Annotated in this window: 17 protein-coding genes; all 17 read left to right on the plus strand. The window is 33.4% G+C overall.

The window, feature by feature from the left end; translation table 11 throughout:
• Window positions 1–4: 4 nt before the first annotated feature.
• The gene (locus IQ31_RS11640) at window positions 5–583 is read left to right on the plus strand and encodes an LbetaH domain-containing protein (protein ID WP_145328089.1); all 579 of its coding nucleotides are present in this window, start codon (window positions 5–7) and stop codon (window positions 581–583) included.
• Window positions 584–590: 7 nt separating this feature from the next.
• The gene (locus IQ31_RS11645) at window positions 591–1,865 is read left to right on the plus strand and encodes an oligosaccharide flippase family protein (RefSeq protein WP_145328090.1); all 1,275 of its coding nucleotides are present in this window, start codon (window positions 591–593) and stop codon (window positions 1,863–1,865) included.
• Window positions 1,866–1,867: 2 nt separating this feature from the next.
• The gene (locus IQ31_RS11650) at window positions 1,868–2,779 is read left to right on the plus strand and encodes a glycosyltransferase family 2 protein (RefSeq protein ID WP_145328091.1); all 912 of its coding nucleotides are present in this window, start codon (window positions 1,868–1,870) and stop codon (window positions 2,777–2,779) included.
• Entirely contained in the window at window positions 2,780–3,892 is a 1,113-nt protein-coding gene (locus IQ31_RS28235) for an EpsG family protein (protein WP_145328092.1), read from the plus strand.
• A gap of 7 nt (window positions 3,893–3,899) precedes the next feature.
• Window positions 3,900–5,540, plus strand: a complete 1,641-nt coding sequence (locus tag IQ31_RS11660) for a DUF4838 domain-containing protein (protein WP_145328093.1) — start codon at window positions 3,900–3,902, stop codon at window positions 5,538–5,540.
• Between the two features lie 86 nt (window positions 5,541–5,626).
• Entirely contained in the window at window positions 5,627–6,658 is a 1,032-nt protein-coding gene (locus IQ31_RS11665) for a glycosyltransferase (RefSeq protein ID WP_145328094.1), read from the plus strand.
• On the plus strand, window positions 6,655–8,769 hold the full coding sequence (locus tag IQ31_RS11670; RefSeq protein WP_145328095.1) for a bi-domain-containing oxidoreductase: 2,115 nt from the start codon (window positions 6,655–6,657) through the stop codon (window positions 8,767–8,769). The genes IQ31_RS11665 and IQ31_RS11670 overlap by 4 nt, the downstream gene beginning before the upstream one ends.
• 3 nt (window positions 8,770–8,772) lie before the next feature.
• On the plus strand, window positions 8,773–10,653 hold the full coding sequence (locus IQ31_RS11675; protein ID WP_208734233.1) for a heparinase II/III family protein: 1,881 nt from the start codon (window positions 8,773–8,775) through the stop codon (window positions 10,651–10,653).
• Window positions 10,653–11,897: a glycosyltransferase family 4 protein gene (locus tag IQ31_RS11680; protein WP_145328096.1), complete on the plus strand. Its 1,245-nt coding sequence runs from the start codon at window positions 10,653–10,655 to the stop codon at window positions 11,895–11,897. The genes IQ31_RS11675 and IQ31_RS11680 overlap by 1 nt, the downstream gene beginning before the upstream one ends.
• Entirely contained in the window at window positions 11,890–12,504 is a 615-nt protein-coding gene (locus IQ31_RS11685) for a sugar transferase (protein WP_145328097.1), read from the plus strand. Before IQ31_RS11680 ends, IQ31_RS11685 begins: the two co-directional genes overlap by 8 nt.
• Window positions 12,505–12,591: 87 nt before the next feature.
• Window positions 12,592–13,608: a 3-oxoacyl-ACP synthase III family protein gene (locus IQ31_RS11690; protein WP_145328098.1), complete on the plus strand. Its 1,017-nt coding sequence runs from the start codon at window positions 12,592–12,594 to the stop codon at window positions 13,606–13,608.
• 5 nt (window positions 13,609–13,613) lie between these two features.
• Window positions 13,614–13,844, plus strand: coding sequence for an acyl carrier protein (locus tag IQ31_RS11695; RefSeq protein WP_145328099.1), 231 nt, complete (start codon window positions 13,614–13,616; stop codon window positions 13,842–13,844).
• A 1-nt stretch (window position 13,845) separates the two neighbouring features.
• Entirely contained in the window at window positions 13,846–14,580 is a 735-nt protein-coding gene (locus tag IQ31_RS11700) for an SDR family NAD(P)-dependent oxidoreductase (RefSeq protein WP_208734235.1), read from the plus strand.
• On the plus strand, window positions 14,558–15,199 hold the full coding sequence (locus tag IQ31_RS11705; protein ID WP_145328101.1) for an acetyltransferase: 642 nt from the start codon (window positions 14,558–14,560) through the stop codon (window positions 15,197–15,199). Before IQ31_RS11700 ends, IQ31_RS11705 begins: the two co-directional genes overlap by 23 nt.
• A gap of 2 nt (window positions 15,200–15,201) precedes the next feature.
• The gene (locus IQ31_RS11710; protein ID WP_145328102.1) at window positions 15,202–16,338 is read left to right on the plus strand and encodes a DegT/DnrJ/EryC1/StrS family aminotransferase; all 1,137 of its coding nucleotides are present in this window, start codon (window positions 15,202–15,204) and stop codon (window positions 16,336–16,338) included.
• Between the two features lie 228 nt (window positions 16,339–16,566).
• Window positions 16,567–17,349 carry a polysaccharide biosynthesis/export family protein gene (locus IQ31_RS11715; protein ID WP_145328103.1) on the plus strand — a complete coding sequence of 261 codons (783 nt, stop codon included), beginning with the start codon at window positions 16,567–16,569 and terminating at the stop codon, window positions 17,347–17,349.
• Between the two features lies 1 nt (window position 17,350).
• Window positions 17,351–19,753 carry a GumC family protein gene (locus tag IQ31_RS11720; RefSeq protein ID WP_145328104.1) on the plus strand — a complete coding sequence of 801 codons (2,403 nt, stop codon included), beginning with the start codon at window positions 17,351–17,353 and terminating at the stop codon, window positions 19,751–19,753.
• Window positions 19,754–19,840 lie beyond the last annotated feature (87 nt).

The following is a 19,840-nucleotide window of genomic DNA, read 5'->3' on the forward strand; positions in this document are numbered from 1 at the left end:
AATTATGATAAAGATATTTAAATTTTTATTTGCGATAATTAGATTTAGCATTTATAAGCCTTTTTTTAGAAAATCTTCCTTTTTTGTTCTAAACTCTAATTCTCTAATAACGGGTTTAAAGAGAATTGAGCTAGGAAGGCAATTTTATGCAAATAAATTGTTGAGAATGGAGGTTTTTGCTGGTGGGTATTTGAAAGTTGGAGACAATGTTAATTTGGGGCAAAATGTTCACATAGGAGTCTTAAATTATGTAGAGTTAGGAAATAATGTTTTAATTGGATCGAATGTGTTAATTACAGATCATAATCATGGTAAATATAATGGAATTGATCAAGATTCGCCTGAAAGTGCACCTAATAAAAGAAAAATATATAGTCCAGGAAAAGTCATAATTGGTGAAAATGTCTGGATTGGGGATGGAGTTGTTATCTTGCCAAATATAGTTATAGGAAGTGGCTCAATAATTGGTTCTAATTCTGTTGTTTCCAAAGATATACCTCCAAATGTTATTGTTGGTGGGAATCCTCTAAAAATAATAAAATATTTTGACGAGAAGAATAATGTCTGGTTGAAAGATATTTAAATATTTTATGAAATCAAGTGAGAACAAAGGGCAATTAAAAGAAGCGATTAAGAATGGAGGATACCTGATTGCGGTGCAAGCGGCAAATTATATACTTCCATTTCTAACTCTTCCATATTTATTAGCAGTTCTAGATGGAAAATCATTTGGAATTTATATTTACGCATTAGGTTTTGTACAGATTTTGATGATAATTTCTGATTTTGGTTTTAATCTTACGATAACAAAGAAAATAGCCGAAGTACAAGATAGCCCTAAAGAAGTGGCGAGTATCTTTTCATCGGTAATTTTTATAAAATCATACATTTTGATTGTTTTGACTGTTATATTCTTTCCTGTTTTTTTCTTTGTTGGTTTTTTTGAACATTACAAAATTGCGTTAATTGTTTCATGGATTGGTCTAATTGGTTCCACTTTTTTTCCTATTTGGTACTTTCAAGGGATGAATGACATGAAGACATTTAGTTTGATCAATACTTTTTCCAAATTTGTCACTTATCCATTTATTTTTGTACTTGTCAAATCTTCCAACGATTATTTATGGGCAGCATTTCTTCAAAATTTAAGTTGGATTGTGTCAGCTGCCTTATCTTTTATTGTTATTTCGAAACATAAAGTCTATAGGGAGATGAACATAAGTCCTCCCTCCTATCTATGTATTAAACAAGAAATAAGATCGGCGTGGCCTCTATTTTTATCAAATTCACTAACTTCACTAATATCGACAAGTTTCACCGTTATTTTGGGTTTTTTCTCAACAACGTTTGTTGTAGGAGCGTACGGAGCAATTGAAAAATTAGTAAAAGCCTTATGTTTTAGTATTTATTCTCCAATAAGTCAGGCATTTTTTCCACTTATTGCCAAAATGAAGGTTAACGAATTCTCTAGCGCTAAGAGATTGTTTAGAAATTCTATTTTTATAGTGACAGGCTTGATGCTGATAATTATTTGTGGCTATTTTATCTTTGAAAATTTTATAATACAAAAAGTATTCAATGATTATAAACAGTTTATACTATTGCTGAGAGTTTCAGTTTTTTCTATTCTGCCAATAGCATTGGGTGGAGTATTTGGACAGTTAGGGCTAATTGCATTGGGTGATAACGTATCAAAAAATGCTTTTTCTAAAGTATATGTGTATACAAGTGTATTCTCTTTCCCAATATGTGTGTTAATGATTTGGATTTTTGGAATAAATGGAGCAGTTGTTAGCTTTGTATTGACTCAATTAGTTATTTTTCTTTTAATGTTTTTAAACGTAAAAAAATATAATCTTTTGTAGAAATGGAAAAACCGTTGGTAAGTGTAGTAATGGTTACTTACAATCAAGAAAATTATATTGAGCAATCAATAAGAAGCGTCTTAAATCAAAATACCGATTTTTCTATCGAATTAGTAATTGGAGAAGATTGTTCAACTGATAATACAAGAACAATTTGCGAAAAGCTGAGTTTAGAATTTCCTAATACAATTGTTTTGTTGGAAAAACAGCCCAATCTCGGTCTCTTTAAAAATTATCAACGATGCTTTGAAAATTGTAGAGGGGAGTTTATTGCAATTCTTGAAGGTGATGATTATTGGATAGATGAATTAAAATTGCAAAATCAGATAGAATTAATTCAAGAAGATAGTGCGGTAGGATTAGTGCATTCCAACTATAAAACTTCGAGAGGACATAATAATATCGTTGGTTCGGTTTCTCAAAAATTAAATGATAAATGTATAGAGCTGCAAGGTAAAGGACTTTATGCGGAAGTTTTATTGGCCAACTTTATTTGTGCGGGAACTGCATTATTTAGAAGTGAGTATCTTAAAAATATTAATTTTAAATATTTTATAGATAAACATTGTAATACAATAGATTTCATCCTTTGGTTAGAAATTTCACAACATGCTGCAATTAAGTATTTAGATAGACCTACATTAATGTATCGTATATTAGATACCTCAATTAGCAATAATAAATCATTTGCTAAGTTGGAATCTTTTTATTGTACTAAATTTAATATAGTAGAATATTATTTAGCGAAATATCCTTTAGTAGATGTTTCAATTACAAAAATTAGATCTATGTATGATACTTTTTTGTTTTTCAAAGCTGTTAAAATCGGAAAATCCATGGACGTAATTAAATACCTGAGGAGATTAACTTTTATTGGTTTAAGACATACTTTTAAAGCATGGAGGATTAATTAAATGGATTTAATTCTTTATACAGTATTTTTAGTTATTTCGACGGTTTTAGCTTTTATAGAACAAACTTCGAAAAAACGGTTATATTTTTTCGAAATAAGCGTTATTGCTTGTTTTTTTCTAATAGTCTGCACACGGGAGGTTAACGGCTCGGCCGATACATTTGCATATGTGGACGACTTTTATAGTGTTACCTTAAATAAACTCTATAACTCATCTAATTTAGATACTAAATATAAATTTGAAATAGGTTATTCGATTTTTTGCCAAATATGCAAGTTTCTTACAGGTGATAATATTGTATTGTTTTTTTTCCTAATCGCTTTTATTCAGTATTTTTTAATAAAAATTTCAGTTAGAAATTTCCTATTGGCATACAAGATTTCAGAGGTTCCCAATAATCTTAACTATCTCCCTTTTTTTCTTTTATATATCTCATTATTTGGATTTATGTATAATGGAATAGTACTTAGGGCAGGCTTGTCTATTAGCTTTTTCATTTTTGGGACATCATATTTGTTGAGGAGGAAAGTAATTTATGGTGCACTGTTCGTTTTCATTGCTTTAAGTATGCATCGATCTAGTTTCTTCGGCTTTTTTGCTTGGATTCCTCTTTTTTTTAAGGCTACAATTAATAAAAATAAGGCATTGGCTTTATTATCAATAGTCTTAGTATTTTATATATTTAAAGTCCATGTATTGATATCTTCATTTGTCTCTCAGTATTTTATAGGACTTTTGGGAGATATTCAAGATGTCAGAAGTCAGAAGTTTAGTAATTATTTAGGGAATGTCAATTCAAACTTATCCTCTTATTCAATAGTTATTTTTTTTAACTTTTTTTTGAGTTACTTCATTCAGATGAATACTGATAATAAACCTTTGTTCGTGAAAAAATTTGCTACGATAAATGCTTACTCAACTTGCTCATTGGCATTAATGTCCGCAATTCCTGCAGTTTCTCGAATTTTCGATTTTTATATCATATATACTTTAATATTGGTTTACTACCTTATTTTTGTTGATTTTAGTTTAAAAAGTAGGATAGCGTTTTTACTGACAGTACTTGTATATTCAATAAATTTTTACAGACTAGCGATTTTACCATTTCAATAAATTCACTATGAATATTAAAATAATTTTTGCGGTATTTTTTCTGATTATTGGAATGCACGCAAATGGGGCTATAAAAATTGTCGTAAATAATAAGGCCAACGCTATACTGGTCGTAGCTGATCAGACCCCTTTCATGAAGAGATATAGTGAAAATTTGAACAATTATATCTTCAAAATAAGTGCAACGAAATTAAATGTAAATCGTACGGTGAGTAACAATTCGAATAATATTATTATTCGATTGGACCCGCTAGATAAGTATCTTCAAAGCTGTCCGAAAGATGCATTTAGGTTTGTCTCTAATGGAAGGAATTTTTATATTGTCGGCAAAACGGCGATCGGGCTTGAGTTCGGAATATATCAGTTTTTAGAAGAATTTTTGAATGTTTCTTGGCTTATGCCAACTGAAATTGGTGAATATATAGAAAAGAAGAACTCTATTGAAATTCCAGAGATTGACAAAATATATTCTCCAGATTTCAAAGCAAGGCTACTTTCGCCAATTAATCCATTGGCTAATGATATTTTAGGGATTTGGGGAAGGAGGAATAAATTATTTGGTGAAATTCAATTTCACCATAATATGGATAAAATATCTGGAGCCAAATTTAAGGGAACTAATCAACCTGATTTCGGAAGTCAAGAGTTTTATAATAGTTCTTATAAAAATATTGATGGCATACTAAATCAATCAGAGGTGACCTCTTTTTCCCTGGGAATTAACGATTCGAAGGAATTTAATTTTAAGAATAATCAAATTAATTCGTTAGGACTAAGGAGTTATTCCGATACATATTATTCTTGGGTAAGCAATGTTGTTAATGCATTAAACAAGAAACATAAGAATATTACGTATGGTTTATTAGCTTATTATAACGTTTTTGATCCTCCAACAAATATTTCTTCTCTTCCTTCTAATGTAATACCCTATATTACCGTGGAGCGTAGTAGATGGGGTGATAAAAACTTTTTAAATAATTACAAGAGGGCGATAGATCTTTGGAAAACCAAAGCTAAAAAATTGGGAATTTATGACTACAACTATGGTTATTGTTATTTGTTACCTAGAATTTATACAACTTCTTTAGAAGAATCAATACAATATCATTACCTTAATAATTTTGAATATTATTATAGTGAGGCTTATCCTAATTTTATTGAGGGACCTAAATATTGGATTTTGGCAAAAATGTTGTGGAGCACTAAATTAGATGCTAAAAGCCTTGAAGAAGAGTGGGCAAGAAAGTGCGTCGGTAAAAATAGCTCGGTATATTTGCTACAATTTTATAAAGTACTGGAGGATTACTGGTCTATTGTATTTAAAGAGTACAATTATCAATCCACTTTTTTGCCATTTAATGATTTAACATATTTGAATGATATTAATGAGTCAACTTTAAAAAAATTAGACTTCCTTTTACAAAAGACTTTAAACTCAACCTCTAACGATTCAGAAAAAGCTAGAGCTACTGTTCTTATTAAAATGTGGGATTTTCAACGTGTCTCTATCAAATTGGCCAAAGATGGAAATATTAAAACTTTTATGGGAATGAAAGGGAATGCAACTTTTAAAAAAAATATAAATGATCTCAATGATCCAATTAATTCTATCACTGCGAGATATTTTAGAGCTGGATTGGGGATGTAAAACAACTTTAATTCCGTATTGAGATAGCTCATAGGTTTAATAAATGTCTTCATGTTCCTTGATAATAGTAATATAAAAGAAAAAAAATGGGAAAAAAAAGAATTGAGTTATGGGGCAGTTTACCAGAGCCATATGGTGGTGTTTCAGTTCATGTTCAAAGATTGATTCAAGCATTGTCTGGTTTTGATAACATCAGTCTTTTAAATTTTAGTAAAGGAAGACAAATTATAGCACAATCGAACATTCGACACTCTAAAGGGTTTATTGCCGATTTTTTATCCGTATTGCTTGATCGTAATGTAATTGTACATCTACATACGAATAGACTCATGGTGCTAAAGCTTTTTTCTTTTTTTATTAAAAATAGATTTTTAGTAACTTTGCACAATAAGAGGTTCCTCAACACTATAGATCAAAGTAAATTTTTAAATACATTAAAATCTGCATTATATGTGTTTTCTAACGATGATGAGGTGTGTCAAATTCTTAATAAGAATAACATTAATTTTGTTAAAGTTCCAGCATTCCTGCCTCCTATAGGAAATAATCAAATTATTCTTCCAGAGGAGTTTATTGAATTTAGAAAAAGAAATAAATTGATTTTTTCCATGAGTATTTTTGGCTTTAATTACCTATCCTCTGACGATTACGGAATAGAAAAGCTATTATCTATTTTAAAAAAATATAGACATTTTGATTTTGGTGTGTGTTTATGTATAAGTCAACCTAATGAAAAAGATTTAACAAGCTTTAAAAGCAAATTAGAAGAGTTAGATCTCAACAGCAAGGTTCTTTTCTTAATAAATAAAGTAGCAAATGGTTCTGATATCTGGGGTAATTCTGATGGTTTTTTGAGGTTAAATAATACTGATATAGAGGGATTTAGTGTGAAGGAGGCTTTGGTTTTAAATACGCCAGTCTTGGCTTCTGATGTTTGCTCACGTCCTTTAGATACATTATTATATGAGTCATCAAGACAAGAGGACTTAGAATTAAAGTTCCTTAAACTTTTGAATGAAAACGACCAATTGAAAACACAATTAATTAATTCTGATAAGGCTGATATCATCAACGCTATTGATATTATAAAACCAATTTTTAAAAATATTTTACAATGAAACAAATAATTCAATCCTTTAAAACAGGAGAAACAATATTAGAAGAGGTTCCTGCTCCTCAAGTTGGAAAAGGTAAAGTTCTTATCCAGACGACGAGAAGTCTTGTATCATTAGGAACAGAGCGCATGCTAGTGGAGTTTGGTAAATCAAATTTAATCTCGAAAGCACGCCAGCAACCCGATAAAGTCAAACAGGTTCTTGACAAAATTAAAACTGATGGTTTAATGCCAACCCTTGAGGCAGTATTTAATAAATTAGGAGAGCCATTACCTTTGGGTTACTGTAATGTTGGCCGTGTGATAGCTGTGGGAGACGGGGTGGATGATTTTAAAGTTGGTGATCGAGTTGCTTCAAATGGCCAACATGCCGAATTTGTTTCCGTACCGAAAAATCTAGTTGCTCATATTCCTGATAATGTTACAGATGAAGAGGCTACCTTTACAGTTATAGGATCAATTGGATTGCAGGGAATTCGACTTTTAAATCCAACTTTGGGAGAAATAGTGGTGGTTGTTGGGTTGGGATTGATTGGACTTTTGACAGCACAGCTTTTAACGGCGAATGGATGTAAGGTTATCGGCGTAGATATTGACGATTCGAAATTAAAGTTGGCAGAATCTTGGGGGATAGTACCATTTAATCCAAAAAACGGAGATGTTGTGAAATTTGTTGAAGAACAAACTGAAGGGGGGGCTGACGGTGTAATTATTACAGCATCGGCAAAAAACAATGAAATTATTTCTCAGGCTGCACGCATGAGTCGGAAGCGGGGAAGAATTATTTTAGTAGGGGTTATTGGATTAGATATAAGTCGTGCGGAGTTTTACGAAAAAGAGCTTAGTTTTCAAGTATCGTGTTCTTATGGACCAGGACGTTACGATGATGATTACGAACAGAAAGGTATAGATTATCCCCTGCCGTTTGTAAGATGGACTGAAAAGAGGAACTTTGAGACAATTTTGCAAGCCATAAGTCTTCAACGTCTTCACGTAAAAGAAATGGTGACAGAAATTGTGGCATTGGATGATTATCAAAATATTTATGGAGAAATCGGTCAAAGTAGATCGATTGCATCAATTCTTAAATATAACGAGAAGTCTCAATTGAACCCTAGCCGTAATGTAGAACTAATTCGTGCTGATTTTTCTAATTCTAAGGGAGTATTGGGGATTATTGGAGCTGGTAATTTCACAAAAATGACCATGCTGCCTGCGTTTAAAGATACTGGGGCGCATTTAAAATATATAGCTAGCAATGGTGGTGTGAGTGGCACTGCATTGGCTCAAAAATATGGTATCTCCAATTCAACTACGGACTATAGGACAATAATTAATGACCCTGAAGTTGATCTTATTTTAATTACGACTCGGCATAATATGCATGCTTCTATGGTTAAAGAGGGGTTGTTAGCAGGCAAGAATGTTTTTGTCGAAAAACCGTTAGCGCTTAATCAAGAGGAGCTTCAAGTAATTATAGACGCCCAACAGAAATCAGGAAAAGTCTTAACTGTTGGATTTAATAGAAGGTTTTCGCCACATATTGAGCAAATAAAAAAGACAATTGGAAACGGACCAATGAATGTTATAGCAACCATGAATGCTGGTTTTATCCCTTCAAACGTATGGATTCATGATATGAATGTTGGTGGGGGAAGAATTATCGGGGAGGCTTGCCATTTTATAGATCTTATAACTTATTTGACTGGAAGTAAAGTGAAATCAGTTTGTATGAATGCTATGGGAGTAACTCCAGAAGAAAATACAGATAACGCATCAATTCTTTTAAAATATGAAAACGGTTCAACAGGAGTTATAAATTATTTTGCTAATGGATCTAAAGCATATTCGAAAGAAAGAGTTGAAGTTTATTCGCAGGAGAGAACTATAATTATGGACAACTTTAGAAAGACAGAAGGGTTTGGAACAAAGGGCTTTACGAAGTTAAAAACTTCCCTGGATAAAGGACATAAGAAGCAATTTTCTGAACTTGTAAAAAGGACTCAACAAGGAGGAGGGGCGTTAATCCCATTGGAAGAGTTAATAAATACAACTAGGGCCTCTTTTGCAGCGGTAGAGAGTTTGAAAAAAAATGCATGGATAAATATTGATTAGTTAATGAAATTAAAACTAGCAATACAGTTATGCAAAAACATGGGCGTGCGATATGTTTCATATCGGGTCAAACATGAATTTGAAAAAAGATCGGGAATACTAAAACGTAGACATCCTTTAGATTTTAAACTTGGCAGTCAATTTTTTCTTTCGCAATGGAAGGAAGCTGTCTGTAAGAATTATGCAATCCTTGACCCTACTTTGAATATTGAAAGGAAAGAGTCCGAGGAACTCAAAATGAAGGCGGAACGGATCTTAGCAGGAGATATTCCTTTCTTTAATGCTGAATGGATAAGTTTAGGTAAGAACTACAATTGGATTACTAATCCCTCAAATGGTTATCTTTACGATATTAACAAGCACTGGTCAGAAATACCTGATCTTTCGGTAGAAGCAGGAGATATTAAATATGTTTGGGAAAAATCACGATTTTCATGGGTACTTACATTAATTCGTTATGATCATCATTACAATAACGATCTTGCAGAATTTGTTCTCTCAGAGATAGATTCTTGGATAGAACACAATCCAATAAATAGGGGGCCTAACTGGAGATGTAGTCAAGAGATATCTTTAAGAATATTTAATTGGTATTTTGCTTTAGTTTATTATCAAAATCATCCTGCTTTAACGGAAAATCGTTGGAATCGAATTGTAAAAGTAATTTATGCTTCGCTTCATCATGTATATAATCACATCGATTTTTCAAGAATAGCCGTACGAAATAATCACGCTATTACGGAGACATTATTTCTTACATTAAGCGAATTTCTTTTTCCTTTTATTCCAGAAACAAAATTATGGTCAAGAAGAGGACGAAAATGGTTTGAAAGAGAAATCGACTATCAGGTTTATGATGACGGAACATTTCTACAGTTTTCAATGAACTATCACCGTGTTGTTGTTCAGTTGTTAACTCTTGGTATATCAATCTCTGAACATGCGGGGGCCCCTTTTTCTAAGACAGTTTACGAGCGGGCTTATAAATCCTTAGATTTTTTATATCAATGTTTGCAGGAAGAAAATGGTTGGCTTCCTAACTACGGTTCCAATGATGGTGCATTGTTTTTTCCATGGTCAGATACTAATTATAGAGATTATAGACCTCAATTAAACTCTTTACATATACTGCTAACAGGAGAATCATTATATGATTCAGATTTATATAAAGAGGAAGCCGCCTGGTGGAATATCCCTAAAAGTGAGACTTATTCCTTTCCCATAATGAAGAAGTTTTATGGTATTAAAGAATATTCCACCGGAGGATATACTATAATTCGTGATGGTAGTTGTTTTACCCTTTTGCGATGTGGCTCCCATAAAGACCGTCCTGCTCAAGCTGATAATTTGCACATGGACGTTTGGGTGGATGGGAAAAATATTCTAAGAGACTCAGGAACTTATAAGTACAATACAGATTCCCATCATTTGGATTATTTTATGGGGACAGTCTCCCATAATACAGTATTAGTAGATGGGAAGTCACAGATGTTAAGAGGAGGACGTTTTATATGGTATTATTGGACTCAAAAAGTATCTAGTAAAATAGCAGAAACAGAGAGCGAATATGTCTTTAATGGAAACATTAAAGCTTATCAGTTTCTAAGCTCCAATGCACGTTTAATACGTTCAGTTCGAAAATTAAAAGGAGAGAAAGTGTGGATAGTAACAGATGAGGTCGTGAATTTAGACGGCTTTAAGAAAGAACAGATATGGCATATTAATGATTTGCAAATTGAGTTTATTGCAAAAGAGAACGATATTTTGGTATCGAAAACGCGGGGTATGTCATATAACTCTGATTATTATGGAGTAATAAATGACGGAGAAAGTATTAGTTTCTCCTTTGATAAAAAAATAGAAACAAAAATTATTGTTAAATAATGAAAATTTTACTGTTACATCAATATTTTTTGGAAGAAGACGATCCAGGAGGATCGCGTTGGAACGAGATAACAAAGACATGGACTGAGATGGGGCATGAGGTTGTTGTTATTGCTGGAATGATGCATGCCCATGGAAATAAGAAGCGCTCAGAATACAACGGAAAGTATTTTGTAAAGAAAAAACAAGGAAAAGTTACTGTTCATAGAACTCATGTTTCTGAATCTTATAATAATGGATTTTTAGGGCGACTTTGGGGCTATTTCTCCTTTATGTTTTCGTCTTTGTGGGCAGGGTTATTTAAAGTCAAGGGAAAGTTCGACGTAGTAATTGTAACCTCGCCTCCGTTATTTGTTGGAATTTCGGGTTATTTGATCTCATTTGTTAAACGTTTACCGATGGTATTCGAGATTCGAGATTTATGGCCTGAGTCTGCAATAGATACAGGTGTTTTAACTAACAAGTGGGTTATAAAACTAGCTTATGCAGTTGAAAGATTTATATATAAAAAAGCTACATTGATTAATGTTTTAACCCCTGCTTTTTTTAATGCCCTAAGAGATAAGAAGGGTATTCCCGTGAATAAATTAATCATGATCCCTAATGCAGCGGACTTCTCGTTGTCGGAAAATATTATTAAAACTTTTAATAAAGAAGACTTTAGACGACAACATGATTTACAAGATAAGTTTGTTGTAACATATGTTGGAGCACATGGTGTAGCAAATCATCTTGATCAATTATTAGATGCAGGTAAGTTATTAGAGGATACTCCCGTTCTTTTTCTTCTTATTGGTCAGGGAATGGAAAAAGAGAGGCTAAAGAAAAAAGCTGAACAAATGCAGGTAGTCAATGTTCGTTTTCACGATCCTGTGCCAAAACAGGAAGTATTTAAATTTATCTTAGCTTCTGATATGGGAGCATCTGTTCTTAAAAAAGTTGACACCTTTAAGACTGTTTATTCGAATAAAACGTTTGATTACTTTTCCTGTCAAAAACCTATACTTATGGCTATTGATGGTGTTTCTAGAGAATTGGTGGAACAAGCACAAGCAGGGACATATGTTGAACCTGAGAACGCTTCTGAATATAATCGAGTTATTCGAACTTATTTAGCTGATCCAGATCTTTTATTGAAGCAGGGGCAAAATGGTTATAAATATGCAAAAGAAAATTTTGATAGGAAGCTCTTAGCAGAACGTTACTTAATTGAGATAAAAAAAATAACAAATAATAATGTATAAAGATTCAATTAAACGTCTTCTAGACTTTTTTATAGCTTTCTTTGGTTTATCGCTACTTTCGCCAATATTTGTTCTGGTTACTGTTGGCCTATTTATTGCAAATAACGGCAAGCCCTTTTTTTTTCAAAAGCGACCTGGGAAGAATGGACGAATATTCAAAATTATAAAATTTAAAACCATGAATGACAAAAGAGATGAAAAAGGGACTCTTCTGTCAGATGCAGATCGACTTACTCTGATTGGCGCTATCGTCCGTAAGACCTCGTTAGATGAGATACCGCAATTACTTAATGTAATCATAGGAGATATGTCGTTAATTGGGCCTCGACCATTGTTGGTGCAATATTTGCCCTTATACAATGAAGTTCAAAAAAGACGTCATGAAGTACGTCCTGGAATTACTGGTTGGGCTCAAGTTAATGGTAGAAATGCTATATCTTGGGAGCAAAAATTCGAATATGACGTCTGGTATGTAGATCATATTTCTTTCATATTGGACTTTAGAATTTTTTTCTTAACCATAAAAAAAGTTTTTGTACGGGAGGGGATATCTGCAGAAGGGCAGGCTACAATGGAAGCTTTTAAAGGTAATAATATAAAATATTAAGTAGTTTTCTTAGTTTAGTATAGTTTATGGCTGGATAATTCTAAGATATTATAAATAAAACAACGGTAAATATTAAACGAAATAATTATGGGCGTTAAAATACAAGCACTAGAATATTATTTTCCAGAAAATAAAGTTTCAAATGAAATGCTTCGCGAGCGTTTCCCCGATTATGATTTTACGAAATTTGAATCTAAAGTTGGAATTATGTCTAGGTATTGGGTTGATTCCAATGAAACAGCATTAGATTTGGCAGAGCAGGCATGTTTAAAGTTATTTGAAAATATTGACAGAACACAGGTTGAATATATAGTTTATTGCACGCAGAGCCCAGAGTATATTTTGCCAACCACAGCGTGTCTCTTACAAGAAAGATTAGGCCTTTCTCGAACTGTTGGAGCTTTTGATTTCAACCTAGGATGTTCAGGATATGTATATGGACTGAGTCTAGCAAAAGGATTAATAGAAAGCGGGCAAGTCAATAATGTTCTTCTTGTAACTGCTGAAACATATTCTAAATATCTTAATGAGGAGGACAGGTCAAATAGAGCAATATTCGGAGATGCAGCCACTGCGACATTTTTGATTAAAAGTAATAGGGAGGGACTGAAACAGTTTGCTTTTGGATCGGATGGTAGCGGTGCGGAAAAACTAATTATAAAAAATGGCGGCACTAAAAATTCTTGTATTTTAAATCCTGAAACAAAAGTGTACGGATCGGACAACCAATATACCGACAATAATTTGTATATGAACGGTCCCGAGATCTTTAATTTTACAGCTGAGAATATTCCAGATTTTACGAAAAAAGTATTGGAAATTAATAAGATGGAACTTCAAAATCCGGATTATTTCATCTTTCACCAAGCAAATTCGTTTATGCTTGAGTTTTTACGGAAGAGGATAAAAATTGAGAAGGAAAAATTTTATATAAATATGGCCGATGGAGGGAATACAGTTTCCAATACCATACCGATAGCCTTGAAACGATTAGCCAATGATTTGGGAAATATCGCTGCCCCCTTATCTGTAGTTGTTGTTGGGTTTGGGGTTGGATTATCATGGGCCGGCGGAATAATTGAAATTGATAACAGTTTAATATAAAAGTTATGAACACAGCAAAATTTTTAGAATTAGTAAGAGACGAATTAGAACTAGATTCTGATTTACATGTTTCAACAAACTTGAAAGAGTTAGATGAATGGGATTCCATGGCAGCGATGGTATTAATTGGTCTTGTGTCAAATGAATTTGACGTTAATTTGACAGGAGATGATATCAATTCTATCACTACTGTTCAATCCTTAATAGAGAAAATTGGAACAGAACGGTTTGAATAATATGTCTATAAAGAAAAATATATTAATTACCGGAGCAACTTCCGGTATTGGCAAAGCTTTAGCATGTCTTCTTGTAAAGGATTTGAATACTTGTGTTTATGGAATAGGAAGGGATGAAGAAAAAATACAAGATCTATTAGGATACGAGAATTTTATATTTTTAAAATTTGACTTATTTAAAGTTGAAGAAATTGAAGAACTCTTCAAGTCTTCTCTAGGAGATATTAAATTTAGTGGCTTTGTACATTGTGCAGGTTTAGAAGAAACATTACCAATTGGACTATATACTGTTGATAGAGTTCAGCAAGTTTTCACTGTGAATGTCTTTTCGGCGATAGAGATAGTAAGAAATTTATCAAAGAAAAAATACTCATTGGATCAAGCAAGTTTTATTTTGTTATCTTCAGTAATGGGCGAACTTGGTCAACCTGGAAAAATCGGATACTGCGCTAGTAAATCTGCATTGTTAGGCTTTGCTAGATCTTTGGCATTGGAGCTAGCTAAGAGGAAGATTCGTGTAAATTGTGTTTCTCCCGGCATCGTTGATACTCCGCTAACTCAAAAACTTTTTCAGCAAATAGAGGAAGAGAATAAATCTAGAATCGTTGGTATGCATCCGATTGGTATCGGCGAGCCAAATGATGTCGTGTATTTAATAGAATATTTATTAGGTGACAAGTCTAAGTGGCTCACTGGACAAAATATTAAAATAGATGGAGGTTACTCAATTCAATAAAATAGAGGTAGATGTCATAGGGGCTGGTGGGTTAGCTCGAGAACTACTTTCATGGATAAATAATGATAAAAATTCAAATCTCATAGTTAAAGGTTTTTGGGACGATAATCTCGATGCATTAGTTCCATATAAAATGAAACATAATGTTTTTGGCAATATTTCAAGTTTTAAATCTGGAAATGTATTGATTGGAATTATGTCTCCTCAAGTGAAGCAAAAACTATTAGAAGAATTTACAGCAAATAGCTCAATTAACTTGTTACGCTTTATACATTCTTCTGTAATAGTAGGTGAGAGAACAAACATTGGAAAAGGAGTTGTTTTATTTCCAAATGTAATTATTTCTTGTGACGTAAATATTGGAGATGGAACATTTATTAATTTGGGATCGCAAATTGGCCATGACGTAACAATTGGTAGAAACGTTAGTATTATGCCTAATGTAGATATTGGGGGTGGTTGCGTTATGGGAGACAATGTTTTTATTGGGTCAGGAGCAACCATATTACCCGGAGTTAAGATTGAAGGGAACACGAGGATAGGTGCAGGTTCTGTGGTTTTAAAGACAATTAAGAAAGAGGGGACCTATTTTGGAAATCCCGCAAAGAAAATTTTCTAGTTATGAAAGATAAAATATGGCTTTCTTCCCCTCATATGGGGGGCAATGAATTAAAATATATTCATGAAGCGTTTGAAAATAATTGGGTGGCTCCATTAGGGCCTAATGTTAATGGTTTTGAGCACGACTTAGAAGTATTTTTAAACGCGGATATTAAAGTCGCGGCTCTATCTGCTGGCACCGCAGCGTTGCATTTAGCTTTGATTGAATGTGGTGTAGAATTTGGTGATGAAGTGATATGTCAGTCCATGACTTTCTCTGCATCGGCAAATCCAATTGCTTATCAAGGGGCAAATCCAATTTTTGTCGATTCTGAGAATGAGACATGGAATATGTGCCCAGTCGCTTTAAAGGAGGCTATTAAAGATCGACTAGAGATAGGTAAAAAACCTAAGGCTATTATTGTAGTCCACCTGTATGGTATGCCCGCCAATATGGAAGAAATTCTCTCTATTGCACATGAATTTGATATACCTTTGATTGAAGATGCTGCTGAGGCATTGGGATCAACTTACAAAGGGAAATGTTGTGGTACGTTCGGTCGTTTTGGGATTTTGTCCTTCAATGGAAATAAGATAATCACAACATCAGGTGGAGGAGCATTAGTTTGCCACTCTCAAGAAGACAAAGATAGAGCAGTCTTCCTATCTACTCAGGCAAGAGACGATGCCCCCCATTATCAACATTCTTATATAGGATATAATTATAGAATGTCTAATATTTGTGCAGGTATTGGCCGTGGACAGATGGAGGTGTTGAAAGATCGGGTTGAGTCAAGGCGAGCGATGGCAACTTTCTATAGAGATATATTTGCCAAAATAGATGGCGTAAGCGTTTTGACCGAACCGTCATCAGATTTTTATTCTAATCATTGGTTATCAGCAATAACTGTCGATAGTGATAAAACAGGTATTACACGTGAAAATTTAAGACTCGCACTCTTAGAAGATAATATTGAGTCACGGCCATTATGGAAACCGATGCATTTACAACCTATATTTGCAAATTCGCCATACTATGGAGGCGAGAATGCTGAAAATTTATTTAATAATGGTCTTTGTCTGCCTTCGGGATCGAATTTGACGCAAGATGAAAGAATACGTATTGAAGCAGCAATAAAACGTGCCTTTACAATATAGGTCGTTAATATTGAATTATTAATTTATTTGAATGATAAGATAGAGGCTGAGTAAATTATTTAGCCTTATCTTTTCTAATTAAAAAATGTCGATATTTTTAGGCATAGATTTTGATGGTTCGATACATTCTTTCTTGCTTAATTTTTTAAATGTCATTTTATAGATAATTCGATGGGAAAAATTATTTTTGTCAAGAAAGAAGAACAATCAATTTACATTAAATAAGAAATGCGATTAATTTCAAAGTATGCTTTAACATTAGCACTGTGCTCAGTGATCCTAATGATGTTTAATTCTTGTGGTTCAAGGAGGAATATGGTATATTTCCAGCAAGACTCAAGTCAGGTAAATACCTTGTATGAACAATATGTTCCTAAGATTCAACCAAGTGATATTTTAACAATTGTCGTTACTGCTGCTGACCCTAAAGTTACCGCTCCTTTTAATCCAATGAGTACTTTGATAGGAGGGAATTTGACGCAACAAACTGATATGGCACTACGCCCGACATACACTGTTGATGAAAAAGGAAACATTGTTATGCCGATGCTTGGTGAAATTCATATTGCTGGTTTGACACGTACCCAAGCTATAGAAAAATTGCGTATGGATTTAAGTCAATATATTAAAGACCCGGGTGTAAATATAAATTTCAATAATTTTAGAGTTTCAGTCCTAGGAGAAGTTGCTCGGCCGGGGTCATTTGTTGTGCCAACAGAAAGACTAACTGTGTTAGATGCTTTGGGAATGGCAGGAGATTTAACAATTAGAGGGGTACGGGAGAATGTTATGTTGATAAGAGAAATTGATGGTAAAAAGAGTATACAAAGGCTAGATCTTACTAAGCAAAATACATTAAACTCACCCTATTATTATTTGATGCAAAACGATGTAGTTTATGTAGAACCAAATAAATCTCAAATTAATAATTCAAAACTAGGTGCAAATACAAATGTTATCATTTCTATTGCTAGCCTATTAATCACTGTAATTTCAGTATTGACCCGATAATATGATGGAACAACAACCTCTACGAATAAAGGAAAACAAAGTAGAAGAAATAAATTTAAGACAACTATTTGAACAATATTTTTATTATTGGAAATGGTTTGTTATTTCAATTGTATTGACTTTCGGTATTGCAGTAGTTTACCTCAGATATGCACATAAATTTTATAATACATCAGCAAAAATTCTATTAAAAGATGAGAAGAGTGCATCGGCTGGCGAGCTGGCTGGAATAGCCGAACTGACAAGTGGGATTGGTTTTGGAGGTACAAGATCAGCTTATGTTACAGATCAGATTGAAGTCTTATCCTCCCGTCGTTTAATGCGGAAGGTTATCGACCGGCATAATTTGAATGTAATATATACAGTAAAAGGGAAGATACTTACTTCTGAGGTCTTAGAGACTGATATGCCGTTTGTTTTTCAACCAGAAGGAGACCAAGATAGTATATCATTGAATATAAAAGTAAGGACTATTGACAATAATATATTAAATATTGTCGATTTGAAATCTGGAGAAAAAGTGACAGCTTTCTATAATAAAGTTTTTAGAATTGGAAAGGCGAGAGGAGCATTTAGAAGAAATTCCAATAAGAAATTACTTCCTAATGGAGATTATGAGGTGCATGTGATTTCTAAAGATCAAGCAGTAGATATAAATTTAAAGTCAATTAGTATCTTCCCCAGTAAAGAGACTCAATCCTACATTGTAAATTTCTCTATGGGATCGGAGTTAAGTAAAAAAGCGGAAATTATTTTGAACTCACTAATAGAGGTCTATAATGCCGATTTAACAAATGATAAGCTGAGGATGACACGTGCGACTTCAGATTTTATTAATAAACGTTTACTACTAATTTCAAAAGATTTATCGGGAGCAGATGAAGAAGCCGCAGAATTCAAATCAGCTAATTCTATGGTAGATATGGCTACTGAAGCTGGAGTGTTTTTAAATACAGCATCGGATAATGATAAGAAAGTTTTGGAGTATAGAACTCAATTGCAATTGGTTGACCATATGAATGATTATTTGAAAAACCAGGAAAAAGGTAAACTCTTGCCTTCAAATATCGGTTTACAGGATCTATCTATTGGAAGTTCAATTGAGGCTTACAATAAATTAGTGTTGGAGAGAGATGACCTATTAAAATCAGCATCTGAACAGAATCCTACAGTTATTGCTCTCAACGAAAATATTTCAGAAAGTAGTGATAATATTCGTAAGTCATTGCAAAACTATCAGCGAGTTACTAAATTGGCTTTGAACAGTATTGAGCGTAAATCAAACGAAATAAGGGGAAGAATTAGTTCAATTCCCAGCCAAGAGCAGGGCTTTAAGAAGATTTCGAGACAGCAACAAATTGTAGAATCATTATATCTTCTTTTGCTACAAAAGAGAGAAGAGAGCGAAGTAAAAGCGGCAGCTACTCCTGACAATTTGAAGATTATTGATGCAGCATATGGGAATGGTGTTCCTGTAGCTCCAAAAAAGGGAGTTGTGTTACTTGGAGCTGTGATTTTAGGACTCCTTATTCCTTTTGGAATTTTATATTTAAAATTTTTGCTGGACAATAAAATTCATTCCCGTAAAGATATCGAAGATATTGTCAAGGTGCCGGTACTTGGTGAAATTCCAACTGCCGTAGATACCATTGTGCATTTAAATGATCGTTCATCCCTTGCCGAAGCATTTCGGATTTTGCGAACCAACATGAGTTTTATGTTTGGAGCTGATAATAAAGATGCTTCTAAAGTGGTATTTGTAACGTCCACGATTTCTGGAGAAGGGAAATCTTTCGTAACCACCAATCTTGCTCAGATTTTATCTATGTCTGGTAAAAAAGTGGTTTTAATCGGCGCTGATATTCGTAGTCCTAAAGTCTTAGATTACCTCGGATTGTCTCACCTACAGCATACAAACGTGGGTATTACCCAATTTTTGATTAATCCAGATATGGATGTTGACAATATCATTATCAAAAAGCCAGGTAATTACGATTTCGATGTGGTCTATTCAGGTTACATTGCACCTAATCCTGCGGAATTATTAATGAATGGACACTTTGATGACGTAATAAAGTATACGCGGGAGCACTACGATTATGTATTGGTGGATACAGCGCCAGTAAGTTTAGTAACTGATACGCTATTAATAGCTCATAATGCAGATCTGACGTTGTATGTGTCTCGCGTCAATTATCTTGACAAACGCTTACTGCAAGTGCCACGAGAATTGTATATTGACGGAAAATTAAAGAATCTTGCTTCCGTAGTCAATGACGTGGACTTCGCTCGCGGTTATGGCTACGGTTACGGCTATGGTTATGGCTATGGCGACAAAGGAACTAAGAAAACTGGTCTTGCAAAAGTTTGGCAAGACCTAAAAGATCGCTTAAATATAAAATAAAGGTCTATATTAACTAACTTTGGCCTTATTGTTGTTGAATCCCAAGTCGTAGAAAACGGCTTGGGATTTTTTATTTGATACTATTAT

It is taken from the genome of Sphingobacterium siyangense, assembly GCF_007830445.1.
GTDB lineage: Bacteria > Bacteroidota > Bacteroidia > Sphingobacteriales > Sphingobacteriaceae > Sphingobacterium > Sphingobacterium siyangense.

Excerpts from the sequence above, each read along its gene's own strand:
- IQ31_RS11640 (WP_145328089.1), top strand. The coding sequence starts at position 5 with ATGATAAAGATATTTAAATTTTTATTTGCGATAATTAGATTTAGCATT.
- IQ31_RS11645 (WP_145328090.1), top strand. The coding sequence starts at position 591 with ATGAAATCAAGTGAGAACAAAGGGCAATTAAAAGAAGCGATTAAGAAT.
- IQ31_RS11650 (WP_145328091.1), top strand. The coding sequence starts at position 1,868 with ATGGAAAAACCGTTGGTAAGTGTAGTAATGGTTACTTACAATCAAGAA.
- IQ31_RS28235 (WP_145328092.1), top strand. The coding sequence starts at position 2,780 with ATGGATTTAATTCTTTATACAGTATTTTTAGTTATTTCGACGGTTTTA.
- IQ31_RS11660 (WP_145328093.1), top strand. The coding sequence starts at position 3,900 with ATGAATATTAAAATAATTTTTGCGGTATTTTTTCTGATTATTGGAATG.
- IQ31_RS11665 (WP_145328094.1), top strand. The coding sequence starts at position 5,627 with ATGGGAAAAAAAAGAATTGAGTTATGGGGCAGTTTACCAGAGCCATAT.
- IQ31_RS11670 (WP_145328095.1), top strand. The coding sequence starts at position 6,655 with ATGAAACAAATAATTCAATCCTTTAAAACAGGAGAAACAATATTAGAA.
- IQ31_RS11675 (WP_208734233.1), top strand. The coding sequence starts at position 8,773 with ATGAAATTAAAACTAGCAATACAGTTATGCAAAAACATGGGCGTGCGA.
- IQ31_RS11680 (WP_145328096.1), top strand. The coding sequence starts at position 10,653 with ATGAAAATTTTACTGTTACATCAATATTTTTTGGAAGAAGACGATCCA.
- IQ31_RS11685 (WP_145328097.1), top strand. The coding sequence starts at position 11,890 with ATGTATAAAGATTCAATTAAACGTCTTCTAGACTTTTTTATAGCTTTC.
- IQ31_RS11690 (WP_145328098.1), top strand. The coding sequence starts at position 12,592 with ATGGGCGTTAAAATACAAGCACTAGAATATTATTTTCCAGAAAATAAA.
- IQ31_RS11695 (WP_145328099.1), top strand. The coding sequence starts at position 13,614 with ATGAACACAGCAAAATTTTTAGAATTAGTAAGAGACGAATTAGAACTA.
- IQ31_RS11700 (WP_208734235.1), top strand. The coding sequence starts at position 13,846 with ATGTCTATAAAGAAAAATATATTAATTACCGGAGCAACTTCCGGTATT.
- IQ31_RS11705 (WP_145328101.1), top strand. The coding sequence starts at position 14,558 with ATGGAGGTTACTCAATTCAATAAAATAGAGGTAGATGTCATAGGGGCT.
- IQ31_RS11710 (WP_145328102.1), top strand. The coding sequence starts at position 15,202 with ATGAAAGATAAAATATGGCTTTCTTCCCCTCATATGGGGGGCAATGAA.
- IQ31_RS11715 (WP_145328103.1), top strand. The coding sequence starts at position 16,567 with ATGCGATTAATTTCAAAGTATGCTTTAACATTAGCACTGTGCTCAGTG.
- IQ31_RS11720 (WP_145328104.1), top strand. The coding sequence starts at position 17,351 with ATGATGGAACAACAACCTCTACGAATAAAGGAAAACAAAGTAGAAGAA.